Origin of the sequence: uncultured Clostridium sp., from assembly GCF_963515715.1 — a bacterium.
Lineage (GTDB): Bacteria > Bacillota > Clostridia > Clostridiales > Clostridiaceae > Clostridium_AW.
On record NZ_CAUPZS010000031.1, the window covers coordinates 1 to 15,327 of the forward strand.

Sequence of the window (15,327 nt, forward strand, 5' to 3'; positions counted from 1 at the left end):
ATAAAAAGCTAAGGAAAAAGTTTAGACATATTATTCATGTTAATGGTACTAGGGGTAAATCTACTACTTGCAGACTTATTGATGCAGCAATAAGAGGAGAGGGGTATAAGGTGTTTTGTAAAACCACAGGCACTAGCCCAAGAATTATAGATGTTTTAGGGGATGAAAAACCTATTATTAGAAAGGGTAAAGCAAATATTAAAGAGCAGATAAAAATATTAAAGGAAGCGGCTAGGCAAGGAGCGGATATTGTAGTTATTGAGTGCATGGCTGTAAAACCAGATTTACAATATATTGCTCAAAATAAAATTTTAAATGGAGATATATGTATAGTTACTAATGCTAGAAGAGATCACTTAGAAGAAATGGGACCGACCCTAGAGGATGTAGCAGAATCTCTAGGAAATGTTATGCCTAAAGATGGCTATTTTATCACAGCTGAAGAGAGGTTTATTAGTTATTATAAAGAGCGTGGAGAAAAAGAAAATGCTAATGTTATTTTAGCGGAAAAATTAGAGGAAGACTATGGGATTGATTTTAGTGAAAATATTAGCATAGTACTAGAGGTATGCAAGATATTAGATATAGATAGGGAAGCCGCCATTGATAAAATGAAAGAATATAAAAGAGATCCAGGAGTTTTAAAGACATTTAAAATAAAAGGGAAAAATAATAATAGCATATATTTTGTCAACGGTTTTGCTATAAATGATCCGGATTCAACCATTAATATATATAACTATATTAATGACAGGGGATTGTTTAAGGATAAAGATGTTATTTTAATGATAAACAATAGAAGAGATAGAGTTTATAGGATGGAACAGCATGTTAGCCTTATTAAAGAAATAGCTCCAGATAGGGTGTGGATAAGCGGATATTATAAGGGGTTAATGAAAAGTAAATTAGTTAAAAAGGGTGTTAATGAGAAAATAATAGATATAATAGGCTATAGTTTTGAGATGAATTTAGATTGCATTGAGAAGGATACGGTTATATTTGGCATAGGAAATATAGCAGGTAGTGGCGAAGAGATTTTAGAATATATTGAAAGGGTTGGTGATGTATATGTCTAATAACATCGTTATACTAGGAATTATTTTAAGTATTTTATATTATGAAGTAACGGAAATATCCCCTGGAGGAGTAATCGTACCTGGTTACATAGCATTGTTTTTAGATCAACCCATGAAAATTATACTCACAATTCTACTGAGTATAGTTACTTTATACATAGTAAACTTTTTAGCGGAATACACAATTTTATATGGAAAAAGAAAGTTCGCTATGATGATAATAATAAGCTTCATTATAAAGTTTATATTTAAAGAGGGAGTAGACTACTTATCCTTATCTTCTATAATAAGCATTTCTGCTATAGGATATATAGTTCCAGGAATAACTGCTCAAGAAATGGACAGGCAGGGTGTGGTTAAAACTGTTTCTTCTATGTTATTAGTTGCCTCCGTAATTAAATTGATAGCAATGGTCATGGAGAAAGGGATTTTGTTATGAAGAAAAAATTTAGAAAGATAGACAGTTTAATCACAATAGTTGCAGCATTTCTTTTGATCTTTGTATGGTTTATAAATAATGGAAAAGTTAAAGTTAGAGATAAATGGTATAGCGAGAAAATTGAAGCAGCTACTTTAATGGACAAAGCTATAAAGGAAATTAAAGAAGAAAAAGTTAAAAGAAATATTGAAATAGATAAGAGATATGATATAAATTCTACAGGAATTATAGGGGGAGAGTTCAGCGGAATAACCACCACGCTAGGAGCCTTAGAATCTAAAAGAACCTCAGCTAATCCTAACTTTGCAGCGGTGATAGTACACTTGATGAAGGAGGCAAATTTAAAAGAGGGGGATAAAGTAGGGGTGAATTTTTCTAGCTCTTTTCCAGCATTAAATATTGCGGTGTTATCTGCTTGTGAAGTGTTAAAATTAGATCCAATTATAATATCTTCAATTGGATCATCTACCTGGGGGGCAAATATACCAGAGTTTAATTATATGGATATGGAGCAGCTATTATTTACAAAGGTCATAGTGAGCAATAAATCAAAAGCCATTTCCATAGGAGGAGCTAAAGATATTGGTAAGGATATGGAGACTGAAGTAATACATAAAATTTTAAAAAGGGCTGAAGAATATAATTTAGAACTGATATATGAGGAGGATTTAAAGAAAAATGTAAAAAAGAGATATGATATGTATGGGGAAGATGGGAATAAAATTAAAGCTTTTATAAACGTAGGAGGAAATATAGTATCTTTAGGAAATACTTTAGAATCGGCGGATACATCTCCAGGTTTATTGACTACAAATAAATATAAAGTTAACGAAAAATCAGGTCTTATACAGTTGTTTTTACAAAAAGAAGTTCCTGTAATACATATATTAAATGTAAAAAAACTAGCCTCTGATTATGGATTGAAAATAGATCCAACTCCTATGCCACCTATTGGGGCTGGAGATGTGTACTATACATTTGAGTACCCTTTTTATCAAGTTTTATGCGTACTTATTATTACATTTTTAATAGTCTTTCTTTATGGAAATAAGGTAAGGAAAAAATATGATTAAAGGTAATTTCACCGTTGAATTTAGAAAAAAGGGTATAGTTTTAGGGTTTGTTTTAATGATAGTTGGAATTATAGCTCCTTTTATAATCAATGTTTACAATTTCCGTATTTATGATTTGTTATCTAGTAGTATAACAAATAACGATAAAAGTGAATTAATAATAGCAGCATTTAGGTTAGTAATATTGAACAGTTTAAGAGGGATACCTAATTACCTAGGTGCTTTTTTAATTGCAGAATCCACAAGTTTAAAGTATAAGGAAGTGGACATACATTATGTAAAGGGCTGTATTGCTGTTATATTAATACCTGTGGTATATACTATAATAAATCGCATTCATAACATACATTATGATTTAGGAGTTCCAGCTATTACTATTATGTTTGCTATAGTATTCTTAGAAAAGCTTAATTTTTCAACAGTAAACTTTTTTAAAAAATCCTCAATTATAACTCTTTTATTATTAGGAGTTCAATGGATGGATATAATTCCTGAACTGTCCCCTTTTAAATTTGGTAGAGGAGAAACTTCACAGGATATAAAAAACATTGCTAGTTTCATAGGTGCTTCAGATGTTTTGACTTTAACTGCTGTTATGTTATTTTTAATATTTACAGTAAATGCATTATTGGTTGTAAAATTAGTAAGTGATGAGCATAAATTAAAGATTACTACAGAGGAGAATAAAAGAGTAGAAAAGGAATTAGGAGAGGCTAGGATAAAAGCTTTAGAAGCTAGAAATTATATTGAACTTAGGCATTTAGTACATGATTTAAAAACTCCACTGACATCAATACAAGCATTGGTAAGCGTTATTGAACTTATGGAGAAGGATAGTAAAATTCTATCTTATCTAAATAGAATAGAGTTTTCTATAGATAAATTAAGTGAAATGATATCAGAAATACTATATGAAGATAAAAAGAAAATAATAAAAACTGAGGAGCTTTTTAATATTATTTTATCTCAAATCTCCCCATTTCCTTATGCAGAAAGAATTAGGTATGAAAATAGTGCAAAGGAATGCAATATTTATATAAATAAAATTAGAGTTTCTAGGGCGATTATAAATGTGTTAGATAATGCTTATTATGCAATTGATAAAGAAAATGGTAGCATTAATATAAATGTCCATAAAGAAGAGGAACAAGTTATTATTGATATAATGGATGATGGTATTGGGATCGAGGATGGCATTTTATATAAAGTATGGGGAACAGGATTTACCACAAAGGAATCTACAGGGCTTGGCTTAAATTTTATACAAAATGTTATTAATAACCATAATGGATATGTGAAGATAGAAAGTGAACAGAATAAAGGAACTTGCGTTAAAATAGTTTTACCGGGGGTGAGCAATAGTGAGCAAAATTAAAATTTTAGTCATTGATGATGATAAGGAAATATTATTTGCTATGTCAGCTATTTGTGAATATAAGGGTTGGATTCCCATAACTGCTCTCAGTGTAGAAGAAGGAATTAAAAAATTTACTAGCGTTAAGCCAGATGTGGTTCTAATAGATTATCATCTTCCGCAAGTTAATGGTATAGAAGGAGTGAAAAGATTAAGAGAGGTTTCTAATGATATCCCTATAATTGTACTGACTATAGAAGAGGATCAAAAGGTAGCGGATAAATTTATAAAAGCTGGAGCAAATGATTTTGCCCTAAAGCCTATTAAGGCTCCAGATATTATTGCCAGAATAAATGTACATTTAAGATTTAAAGAAACCATAGATAATGTAAATAAAAATTCAATAGATTATTCAAAAGGGATATCTGTTGAAACCTTAAATATAATAGAGAAATATATGAAAAATAATAATAGATATGATAGTATTAATAGTATATCGAAGAATACTGGATTAGCTTATCAAACAGTCCATAGATATCTTCAATACATGATAGAGCAAAATAAAGTTGAGACACAGCAAAGCTACGGAAAGATAGGAAGACCTAAACAAGCCTATAAATACATAGTCTAATTTGTACAAGCCATCACCAAGAAGTGGTAGGGAAAACAGTAGGTCATAGTATGGCATAGCACGGGACGGGTCATGAAAAATAATAAGAAAATAATAGGTGGATAATAAGGGACAGGTCATGAAAAGTGACAAAATTTTGATAGAAGTAAACATAAAAAAGTGCAAAAATACTGGAAAAAATACCGGGACAGGTAGTGAAAAATAGTAAACTTACTTTCGCTAATCCTATAGCAAATAATCAATAGATAAGTAGGGCATGAGTTAAGAAAAACATATAATTTAATAATGAATAGGTTATGTACATAACAGCATATAGTTGGAAAAATGATAGATGATTTATCAATGTTTATAGTCAACAAAATATAATTAGAGTAAAATGGAGACGAAGAAGAATATGAAGATTAGTTATAAAAAAGTTTTAAAATACCTTTTAGTGATTGCTTGGATGATAGTAATCTATAAATTTTCCTCAGACCCTGCAGATGTATCTGATGGCAAAAGTGGACTTGTCATTGAAATGTTAACCTCAGTAGGTATAAATGTAAATAGTGTTTTTGGAGAATTTGCAAATTTTGTAGTGAGAAAATTAGGCCATTTCACTGAATATTTTATATTGAGTTTACTACTAGTAAATGCTATAAGAGAGGATTTTGAATTAAGGAAAAGCTTCAAGTTAGCATTGAGCATTTCATTTTTATATGCTTGCAGTGATGAATATCATCAAACTTTTGTACCAGGTAGGAGTGGAAGGTTTGCGGATGTATTAATAGACACTAGTGGGGCTTTCTTGGCTTTACTATTATTGTACATAATAATAAAGGTAAAGAAGAAAAAATAAATTAACAAAACTCTGTATTTCTGTAGAAATTAAATTTACTATAAATATTAAAATTCACATGTTTTATGTTTTATAATGTAGGGAGGTAATTTGAAGATATAAATTTTAAAGTTTAAACCTTCAAGTTGCTTCCCTAATTTATTATAGATACATATTATTTTATTTACATATATTTTATTCTACTTAATAATTTGAGCTAAATAATTCATAAAGTCATCTTTTAAATCATCTCTTTTTAAAGCGAATTCTACAGTAGCTTGTAGGAAACCTAATTTATCTCCTACATCGTATCTTTTGCCTTCAAATATGTAGGCATACATAGCTTCGTCTTTTATTAAAGTTTTAAGAGCATCCGTAAGCTGGATTTCTCCGTTTTTTCCTGGTTTCGTATTTTCTAGTATATTAAATATTTTTGGAGTTATTATGTATCTTCCTAGTATAGCTATGTTTGATGGAGCCTCTTCAATAGTAGGTTTTTCAACTAAGTCTTTAACTTTGTGAACTCTATCTTCTATATGTAATCCTTTAACTATTCCGTATTTAGAAACATCTTCTTGGGGGACTGCTTGTACTCCAAGTATTGAGGTTTTATATTCATCATAACAATCAATTAATTGTCTTAAGCAAGGAGTGTCGCTGTCTACTATGTCGTCACCTAGCATTACTGCAAAAGGTTCATCACCGACGAAGGTTTTAGCGCAACTTATAGCATGGCCTAAACCTTTCGGCTCTTTTTGTCGTATGTAATATATATTAATCATATTGGATATATCTTTAACCATGGATAATAATTCTTCTTTATTGTGATCTTCCAACTCTTTTTCTAATTCCACAGACTTATCAAAATGATCTTCAATAGCACGTTTGTTTCTTCCTGTAATTATAAGAATCTCCTCAATTCCTGAGGCTACAGCTTCTTCAATTATGTATTGTATCGTTGGTTTATCAACGATAGGAAGCATTTCTTTAGGTTGTGCTTTAGTGGCAGGTAAAAATCTTGTTCCTAATCCTGCAGCAGGTATTATTGCTTTTTTTACTCTCATATAATTCATCCTCTCTAAAATATTATCTTTAAAGCATTTCATTTAAATTCATATTTAAAATAAACCATTCTATTAATAAACTATTCTATGAAATTTTATAAAAACCTTCTAATATTAGACAATTAAAGATTTGATTTCAACTTAATCTACAAAAAGCAAATAAAAAAGAACCCTCTTGTGGATTCTTTTAAATGTAAGATATTAGCATTGTTATACCTATTACAAAGATTATTGCGAAAATTGATAACGTCCAAGTTATTTTTTTTATATACTTTTTTCTTGCTTCAATTGGGCTTAATTGCTGCACAAAATATCACCTCTTGCTATGTATTATAAAAAAATAATATATAAAGAAAGTATTAAAAAAATTTTAATATCATTATAATTTAGATTATATAATTAATACAAAATAATATCAACAAAAATTTGGATATTTTGTAGATTAATTTTACTTGGATGGTAATTTAGGCTAAAATAGGTTTATAAATGTAGAAATAAAGGTTATAATTAAAAAAAGGATTAATAATTTGTTAATTTTTAAAATTATTAAACGATAATTAATATAATATAAAATAATTAAAAGGTGATGTTTGATGGTAAAGAAAAGAATTATAGCAGCATTAACATTAACATTATGTCTTGTAAGTAGTAATGTGTTGGCTGTTCCTACAACTAAGCGTATTTATGGGCAGGATAGATATGAGACTTCTTCAAAAGTCTGTAGTACGGGATGGAAAGGTAAAAGCAATTATGCTGTAGTTGTTTCTGGAGAAAATTTTCCAGATGCTGTAGCTGCTGCTCCATTAGCTAAAAAGTATAATGCTCCTATACTTTTGACAAATAAAAATACTTTAAATATGTATACATCGGTTGAGCTCAAAAGATTGGGAGTTAAGAATGTATTTTTAGTAGGACAAAAGGGAGTTGTTTCTCAAAATGTGGAAGATGGATTGAAGGCCATGGGGATTAAAACTACGAGAATTGGTGGGAATAACAGATATGAAACTTCATTGGAGGTAGCTAAAAAACTTGGCAAACCAAAGCAAATTGCTATTGTAAACGGAAGCTATTTTGAAGATGCTGTATCCATGGCGCCTATAGCTGCAATAAAAGAGATGCCGATTTTAATGGTAGGAAAAGATACTGTAAACAGCGAAGTAATGAAGTACATTAATTCAAATAAAAACGCAGAGCAAATATATGTAATCGGCGGAGAAGACATTATAAGCAGTAAAGTTTTTAGTGGTATACCCAAGGCTACAAGAATTGGAAGTGGAGATAAATATCAAAGAAATATTGATATTATAAATTATTTTAGAAATGAAATGAATATGGACAACTTGTTCTTAGCCTCTGGTAGGTCCTATGCTGATGCTTTAACCGGATCTACTTTGGCAGCTTTAGATAATGGATTCATTTTATTGGGAGATCTTCCATTGCCTAATTCTACAAATAAATTTTTGTCATCTGAAGTAATAAATAATTTGACCATACTCGGAGGACCTTCTATTATAGGATATGATTTAGAAAGTGTGGCTAAATATTTACCTAAGGGAATTTCATATGTTCCAGATGTTTATGAAACTATATATCAAGATGATGAATACACTCCTCCTAAGTCCATTATTGCCAATGCATCAGATGGTTCAAAGGTGGAGGTTGAAGTTAACTGGAATCTTAAAAAGGTTAACACTTCAAAGCCAGGATTATTTACTTTTTACGGCGATGTAAATGGATATTATAGAAAAATAGCATTAAATCTTGTTGTGAATCCAATACCTGTAAAAATACAAGATGTTTATAAAACATCATACAGCAGATATGATTTTGTGTTACCAGAGAAAGTATTAGCAACAATGAGTGATAATACAACTGCTGAGCTCCCAGTAGTTTGGGATTACGGAACTCAGCAAAAAAATTCTCCAGGTATATATATATTTAATGGTACTGTAGATAGATACAAGAAGAAGGTCAAATTAACGTTGCAAATAACAGACAGCGGAGGATATCCATCAAACATATTTGATGAGATAACCATGGAAGTAGTGCAAGGTGAGCCATATAAGCTTCCTAAAACTGTACGTGATAAAATTACAAATAAAAATATGTCAGTGACTTGGAATACTACAAGCATTGATACAAGTAGAACAGGTATAGTAAGACTTGAGGGTACAGTAAAAGATTCTCCGTATAAGGCTTATTTAAAATTAATAGTTCTTCCAAAGATTAGAGAAATTCCAGAAATACGTGTAAGAAAAGTACAGGGAGAATATTATTATCTACCAAGTCAAGTGAAAGCTACTACATCTGATGATAGAGTGATTTGGGTTGATGTTACTTGGGAAAATCCGTTCATTGATATGGGAACACCACAAACTTACTATATCAGAGGTACGGTTAAACATTATAACAGACCTGTATTGTTAGTGGTTGAAGTAGTTTCAAATTAAAATATAAGTTAAAAAGTTAGGGGAAAAATTAGGGGCGGTTCATGAAAATTGATGAAAAGTCTGTGATAAAAATCAGGGACAGTTTGTGAAAATCATGAACCGTTTGTTGAAAAAAACTTAGGAAAGTTAGGGACAGTTCATGAAAATTTGGGTATTAACAAGGAATTAAAATTAAGAAAAATTAGGGTCAATTAGGAGCAGTTCATAAATTTCAATTTAAAGATATATAAATATGAATATTTGGAAAGGTGGATTTAAATGAAAAAAACAAAGGTTTTTGTGGCTTCCATAGTTTTAGCTACAATGTTGTCATCTTCTGTTTCAGCAGCACTACCTTATGGTGCTATAGTTATTGGAAATAAATCATATAGCGTAGAATATATAAGTAGTAATGCGAGACAATTTAATGATATTTTAAACAATTCTTCTTATAAGGATCTTTATTATGTAAAGGATAGTTCAGGGACAATAACTTCACTGTTCAATGGCGGTGACTTAAAGCCAGGAGATTCAGGATATGTAAGTGAGGATATTATAACTCATTATGTATCAAACGGAAGACAAGTACCATATAAAAAACAATCAAATGGAGATTATTTGGCAGATAGTAATTTGACAGTAAAGCTAGAGATAAGCAGTAAGGTGACAAAGCTTGGAAATAGTGGTTTAATGCTAATGAGTATAACTATACCGGATAAGGATAAGATGGATTTATCTCCTTACACCTTGCAGGGAGAATATTTTAAAGTTATTAACAAGAATGACAGTGATTTAATTAAAAAGATAGGTAAGATTCCACAGGGGCAAGAAGACGATTATACAATTATCTTATTGACTACAGATCCAAAAATAAAAGTTCAAATATTAACTTCGGATAAGTCACCTATAGCAACTACAGAAACTGTTGAATTAAAAGAGGGAATTACAACAGTACAATTTTTTAATTTAGAAAATTCTAATCCAGGAAATCAATATGGAAAAAATGGTAATGGATTAGGAAATTTAAATAACAATGGATTAATAGCTCAAGATAGAGAAAATGGCGACGATTGGAAATATTATAGTCATTCAGCAGATGGAGGAGGAATTTATAAGACCAATGATGTTGTCAGTGAAAAAATCTGCGAAGATAATGCTAAATTTATAAATGTGGTTGGAGATTATATTTATTATATTAACTATTCTGATGGCCAAAAAATTTATAAAATTAAAAAAGATGGTACAGGAAGAAGAATAGTATGTACAGACCAAGCTTCATATTTAACAGTTTCAGGTGAATACATTTATTACACCTACCATTCAGGAAGAGGAGTTGGAAATATTAGAAAGGTTAGTAGAAATGCTAATAAATCAACAGGTATTAATATAACAAATGATGAAGCAGAATACTTAATTGTAAGTGGAAATATAATTTATTTTGTAAATAAAAATGAAGGTAATTCTATATATTCAGTGCATACAGATGGAACTTATAGAAGTAAGATTTCCACTGATAGGGCAAAGTTTATAACTCTTTCGGAGAGAAATGGTAAAATTTATTACATAACAGATTCGGGACAGTTAAAGGCCATGAATAAAAGTGGGTCAAATTCAGCCACTATTTCAGTAACTAATGGCACTACTGGTAAAAATGCTGTTATAACAGCTATGAATGTGTCAGAAGCAAGCAGTAGTAGTAACAACTACATCTACTATACAGATGCTTCAGATGGAAATAAAATATATAGAGCACCATTAGTTGATTACTTAAGAATTACTGGAGAAAAATATTCAAATGATAATGCTAACTTTATAAACATAGTAGATGATAAGATTTATTATACTAAAGGAAATAATATGTCAATTGCTAATGAGCCACAGATTTCTCCAAATAGAGATCCTTATGGAAAAGCTATATATACTTATTCATCTACTCCTTTAGCAAAACCTAAGAGAGATTTGAAGATAGTATCTTATGATAAAGTTGCAACTCCAAAGAAGGATGCAATAGGAGCGGATATAAATAACTTAGAAGAGTATTTACCAGATAAAGTTACGGCTGTAATGAGTGATAACAGCGTAAGAGAGCTTTTGGTTAACTGGGATTTAAATCCTAAGAACAATGGCAAAGGTGGGGCAGCTAGCTACACTGGTGTTATTGTTGGATATGGTGCAAAAGTTACATTGGTATTATCTATGGCAAGCGAGGCTATTCCTTCAGAATCTGTGAGAGTTGTAAATAATGCTGGCTTAGCAGAGGATAAGATATTTGTAAATATAGAAAAGGATGGAACACGTACACCTATACAAGCTAACTTACAAATAGGAGATGTTATAAAGGTATACAGAGATAAGAATATGACTCAGCTACTTGGACAAGAAGTCGTATTCCCATCAATTGATGATAAATTAAATGTTACAATAATACTTAGAAAAGATAAGACATTGCCAGATGATGCAACAGCCGTGTATGTAACTAGAACCTCTCAAAATATGATAGAAAGTGCACCAACAGTATGTACGATAAAACCTGAAGATGATTTAGTTGGAGTACCTGATGGTATAGACAAGAGCTTAATTAAAATAATTAAATATGGTATAATGCAAGATGGCTACACAGTAAATAGTAAGGTTAAGATCATGCCAAATACTACTTTAAAGGCTGGAGATAGCGTAAATGTTTATATCAAGGATAATAATCAAAGATATGAAAGAATAGGATATGGAATAGGTACGCCAGTATATGATTCAGATATATGGGCTGATATAAAATGTGAGGCAACTATAGACCTTTCTGCTCAAAGTTTAGCAAATAGTAGCGATGGAAGATTATATATTACTAGAAGTACTCAACTTGCAGAAAGTAAAGATTCTAATGGTATAGAAATACCACAGGGTATAGCATTACCATTAGAGGGACTGGATGTTATAGGAGATCCAAATGATTTAACTGTAATAGCAGAAGGATTAAATCCGTTTATAAGCCCAGAATATGAATACAAATATAAAATTGTAAGAGGCGGAGTTGGAAGCAACAGAATACCAGAAGAGGAGTTGCCAGTATTAGGATCAGATATTACAACTGAATGGGAAACTATAGACAAAAATAATCCTAGAATTACTGGAGAAAACTTAAGCAGTGGAGACATTGTATATGTTGTTAACACTTATAATGGTAAAGCATTTAAAGCTGGCTATGTAAATTATCGTTAATAAATATGTACAAGCATATTTATTAAACTAATATAGTATTTATACTTTTAAATGCATGTTATAATTATTGTTGCAAAGTTCAAAGATTAATGGGTTCGTAAATTTACATAAGTTCAGGCATAAGTTCAGGGACGGTTCATGAATTTGTGATAATTAATTAAAAATTAACAGGGGAAAGTTTAGAAAAGTCAAGGACAGTTCGCAAACTTTCCTTCTGTTGATTTATACAGAGAAAGGAGAGTTAAACTTGAATTTAACAAAAAATATAAAATATAGAAAACTTACTTTGATTTTATGCGTATTAATATTAGGAGCAGTTCAAACTAGTTTGCCAAATGTACTAATAAATAGAGAATCAGGAGTAGTTTATGCGGCAAACAACGAGGATACAGAAAAAGAGGTGCTTGGTAAAGCTACAACAGACATAAATAAAATTTGGACTATTAAGTTTAATTCATCAGTAGAATTTTATTCTGTAAAAGATAGAATTCAAGTAAATGAAGTTAATAACAATATTTTAGGCAGTTCTGTTCCTGTAAGCGTTGAAAAAAATGATGCTATGTCTGTAAAAATAATTCCGCCAACTGGTGGCTATAAAAAGGGACAGACATATCAGATAACTATTAAAAAAGGTGCTCAAGGAACAGATGGGAAGTTTTTAATTAAAGACAATGTTATGAGATTTTCTATACAAAGTGAAAATACAGCTATGGCAAAAGTAGAAGTATCGCCAGTATTAGATATTTTTAAGGTTATAAACATAACTGCTACTACTAGAAATGATATAAGAAAGTATAAAGTAGAAGGAAATGATCATTTATTTGATATAGGTGAGCCATCATTAAACGTAATTAATAATGATAAGACAAGTGTTCAGATATATTTCTATGGCATCGATGGAGCTAGAATAATAGGCAGAACAACATTAAATATATCAGGTAATTCTTATGATGTACCTTTAAATATTACTTCATATTAATAAAAAAGTGTAAAAATATTACTCATATTCATTAATTAACTATTAATATATTCTATTACAAAACTTTGTCTATATAAATTCCTATGTTATAATATAATGGATAATATGAAAATTGATGTTAGGAGGAGAATTATGATACAAAAGAAATATGGAAAAATGGCAAAAATCGCTGCAATGGGGCTAATTTTATCAACTATATTAAACTCCACTAGTGTATTTGCGGCTTCAGTAAATAGAGTTGGTGGACAAGATAGATTTACAACAGCGATAAGCGTTGCTGAAAGTATGTTTAGTAGCAGTGAAAATATAGTTTTGGTAAATGGAGAAGGATATGCAGATGCTGTTAGTGCTACTCCACTTGCAAAACAGTTAAATGCTCCTATATTGTTAACTACGAAAGACAAATTACCTAAGGGTGTTTTAGAAACTATTAAAAAGATAGGGGCTAAGAATGTTTACATAGTTGGTGGCGAGGGAGTTGTTAGTGCCTCAATATTTTCTACATTAAAATCAAACGGTCTCAATGTAGTTCGTCATCATAAAGCTGGTGGAAGTAGATTTGATACTAACGCAGTTGTTGCAGCTGAATTAATAAAATTAACTGGAGCTAATAAGGCTATATTGGTTAATGGACAAGATGGGTACTCAGATGCTTTAAGTGTTGCGTCAATTGCAGCGAAATTAGGAGTGCCAGTATTAATATCTGATTCAAAGAAATTAAATCCAGCGGTTAAAAAAGTAATTGATGATAATAAATTACAGATAATGGCTGTCGGAGGAAGTGGAATATTACCAGATTCAATAATAAGTTCAGTTGGTGGTAATAGAATAGCTCAAGGTGCAGACAGATTTAAAACTAATTTAAGTGTTTTAGAATATTTTAAAAAAGACATTTCTTTTGATAAGGTTTATGTAGCTTCTGGTGGTAATGATAGAGTTAAGAACTTTGCAGATGCGCTAGTAGGCTCAGCAGCAGCAGCTAAGGATGGTTCCCCTTTAGTTTTAAGTGGAAACATAGCTAAAGAAGAAGATATGCTTTCATATGAAATGTTTATAAAAAACAATATAAATAAAAGTTCAAATATAGTTTTAATAGGACAAACTGGCGTGTTATCAAGTAACGTAGAAGCAAGATTAAATAAGATAGCAGGAGAAGTATCTGAAGGAGATTTAGAAATAATTAGTATAGACTAGTGAATGCAGCTATAATAGTAGTAATAGAATTGGAGGACAAATAATGAGTAATAATGGGGACGGTTCACAAAAAGTAAAAGAAATGGAACCATTAAAGATTGAGCTTTCATTAAATCAAGATACTCTTGATAAGATATCTGATGTTCAAAAGGATTATCTTGAAGATGAAATGAATGAAGTAATACCTAAGATAGAAGATGGACAAGTTAATGTATCAGGTGTATATATTTTTGATGATGGAGATAGATTTGAAGCAAAGATATATATAGTAAATGGTTTAAAGAAGGCAATAAATTTAGACAAAGTTCCTCTTTGTATAGTTAATTCTAAAGGTGAGCAATTAGCATATCAAATCTTTGATTTAAATGCAATGGGGGATATACCTTCTTATTCAGCTAGACCTTGTAAGATATATTTTGATAAGAAAAATGTATCTGTAGATGAAATATCACAAGACGATTGGAAAATTGTTTTTGATAACAATATTAAAGCTGTAAGCTATGTAAATGTTGAATTGGAAAAGATTCCTGAAGGATTAGATGAGAAAGAAGCGGATACTTTCAGGGAGTTTATAAAAACTTTGCCTAAATTAGAACGTGATCAAGTTAGTGTTTCAGTATTTACTATAACACAATATCAAAACGATGATTTATTAATGACTTTAATAGTTAGAAATGGAGTTAATAAGTCTGTAAAATTAGAAAAACTTCCAATAACTATAGTGACTATAGATGGAAGGACGGTTCTTTCAGGATCTTTTGACTTAGAAGATTTTGAAATAAATGCAAATAAGGCAAGAGTTTTAAGTTTAGTGTTTAAAAAAGATTTATTACAAGAGGAAGAATTTGAGCTATCAGCTTGTAAAGTAATGTTTACTGCTAATTAACTAGGGAACTTGAAGAAGATTCAGGGACAGTTCATAAAATATAATTATAAAAATTATAAATAAGTAGTTAAAAGTTAATAAAGGACAGCTTATAAATTGAATTGATCAAATTTAATTTATGAGTTGTTTTTTATTATGTTAGGAAAGTTTTAATTTTAATTTATATTTATAA

Annotated in this window: 12 protein-coding genes; 11 read left to right on the forward strand and 1 reads right to left on the reverse strand. The window is 30.3% G+C overall.

The features are described 5' to 3' along the window. The 6 genes from pgsB to RYO54_RS16990 form a co-directional block, all read left to right on the forward strand. On the forward strand, positions 1 to 1,076 hold a 1,076-nt coding region (gene pgsB, locus RYO54_RS16965), incomplete at its 5' end, for a poly-gamma-glutamate synthase PgsB (RefSeq protein ID WP_315121465.1). Beyond that, positions 1,069 to 1,515, forward strand: a complete 447-nt coding sequence (gene pgsC / locus RYO54_RS16970; RefSeq protein ID WP_315121468.1) for a poly-gamma-glutamate biosynthesis protein PgsC — start codon at positions 1,069 to 1,071, stop codon at positions 1,513 to 1,515. The genes pgsB and pgsC, both read left to right, overlap by 8 nt. After that, the gene (pgsW, locus tag RYO54_RS16975) at positions 1,512 to 2,588 is read left to right on the forward strand and encodes a poly-gamma-glutamate system protein (protein ID WP_315121470.1); all 1,077 of its coding nucleotides are present in this window, start codon (positions 1,512 to 1,514) and stop codon (positions 2,586 to 2,588) included. Before pgsC ends, pgsW begins: the two co-directional genes overlap by 4 nt. After that, a complete protein-coding gene (locus RYO54_RS16980; protein WP_315121471.1) occupies positions 2,581 to 3,963 on the forward strand; it encodes a HAMP domain-containing sensor histidine kinase in 1,383 nt (460 codons plus the stop codon). Before pgsW ends, RYO54_RS16980 begins: the two co-directional genes overlap by 8 nt. Beyond that, positions 3,950 to 4,573, forward strand: coding sequence for a response regulator (locus RYO54_RS16985; protein ID WP_315121474.1), 624 nt, complete (start codon positions 3,950 to 3,952; stop codon positions 4,571 to 4,573). The genes RYO54_RS16980 and RYO54_RS16985 overlap by 14 nt, the downstream gene beginning before the upstream one ends. A 394-nt stretch (positions 4,574 to 4,967) precedes the next feature. Beyond that, positions 4,968 to 5,411: a VanZ family protein gene (locus RYO54_RS16990; protein ID WP_315121477.1), complete on the forward strand. Its 444-nt coding sequence runs from the start codon at positions 4,968 to 4,970 to the stop codon at positions 5,409 to 5,411. A 179-nt stretch (positions 5,412 to 5,590) separates the two neighbouring features. On the opposite strand, the gene galU is transcribed toward RYO54_RS16990, so the two are convergent. Continuing rightward, entirely contained in the window at positions 5,591 to 6,454 is an 864-nt protein-coding gene (galU, locus tag RYO54_RS16995) for a UTP--glucose-1-phosphate uridylyltransferase GalU (protein WP_315121479.1), read from the reverse strand. A 593-nt stretch (positions 6,455 to 7,047) separates the two neighbouring features. Between galU and RYO54_RS17000 the strand changes: the two genes are divergently transcribed. From RYO54_RS17000 to RYO54_RS17020, 5 genes are all read left to right on the forward strand, one after another. Then, entirely contained in the window at positions 7,048 to 8,904 is a 1,857-nt protein-coding gene (locus RYO54_RS17000; protein WP_315121482.1) for a cell wall-binding repeat-containing protein, read from the forward strand. Positions 8,905 to 9,162: 258 nt separating this feature from the next. Next, positions 9,163 to 12,096: a DUF5050 domain-containing protein gene (locus tag RYO54_RS17005; RefSeq protein ID WP_315121485.1), complete on the forward strand. Its 2,934-nt coding sequence runs from the start codon at positions 9,163 to 9,165 to the stop codon at positions 12,094 to 12,096. A 247-nt stretch (positions 12,097 to 12,343) separates the two neighbouring features. Then, positions 12,344 to 13,075 (forward strand): hypothetical protein, encoded by a 732-nt coding sequence (locus tag RYO54_RS17010; protein WP_315121489.1) that lies wholly within the window; start codon positions 12,344 to 12,346, stop codon positions 13,073 to 13,075. Between the two features lie 132 nt (positions 13,076 to 13,207). Continuing rightward, positions 13,208 to 14,269 (forward strand): cell wall-binding repeat-containing protein, encoded by a 1,062-nt coding sequence (locus tag RYO54_RS17015; protein ID WP_315121491.1) that lies wholly within the window; start codon positions 13,208 to 13,210, stop codon positions 14,267 to 14,269. A 43-nt stretch (positions 14,270 to 14,312) separates the two neighbouring features. Beyond that, a complete protein-coding gene (locus RYO54_RS17020) occupies positions 14,313 to 15,155 on the forward strand; it encodes an SLAP domain-containing protein (RefSeq protein ID WP_315121493.1) in 843 nt (280 codons plus the stop codon). Positions 15,156 to 15,327: the final 172 nt, after the last annotated feature.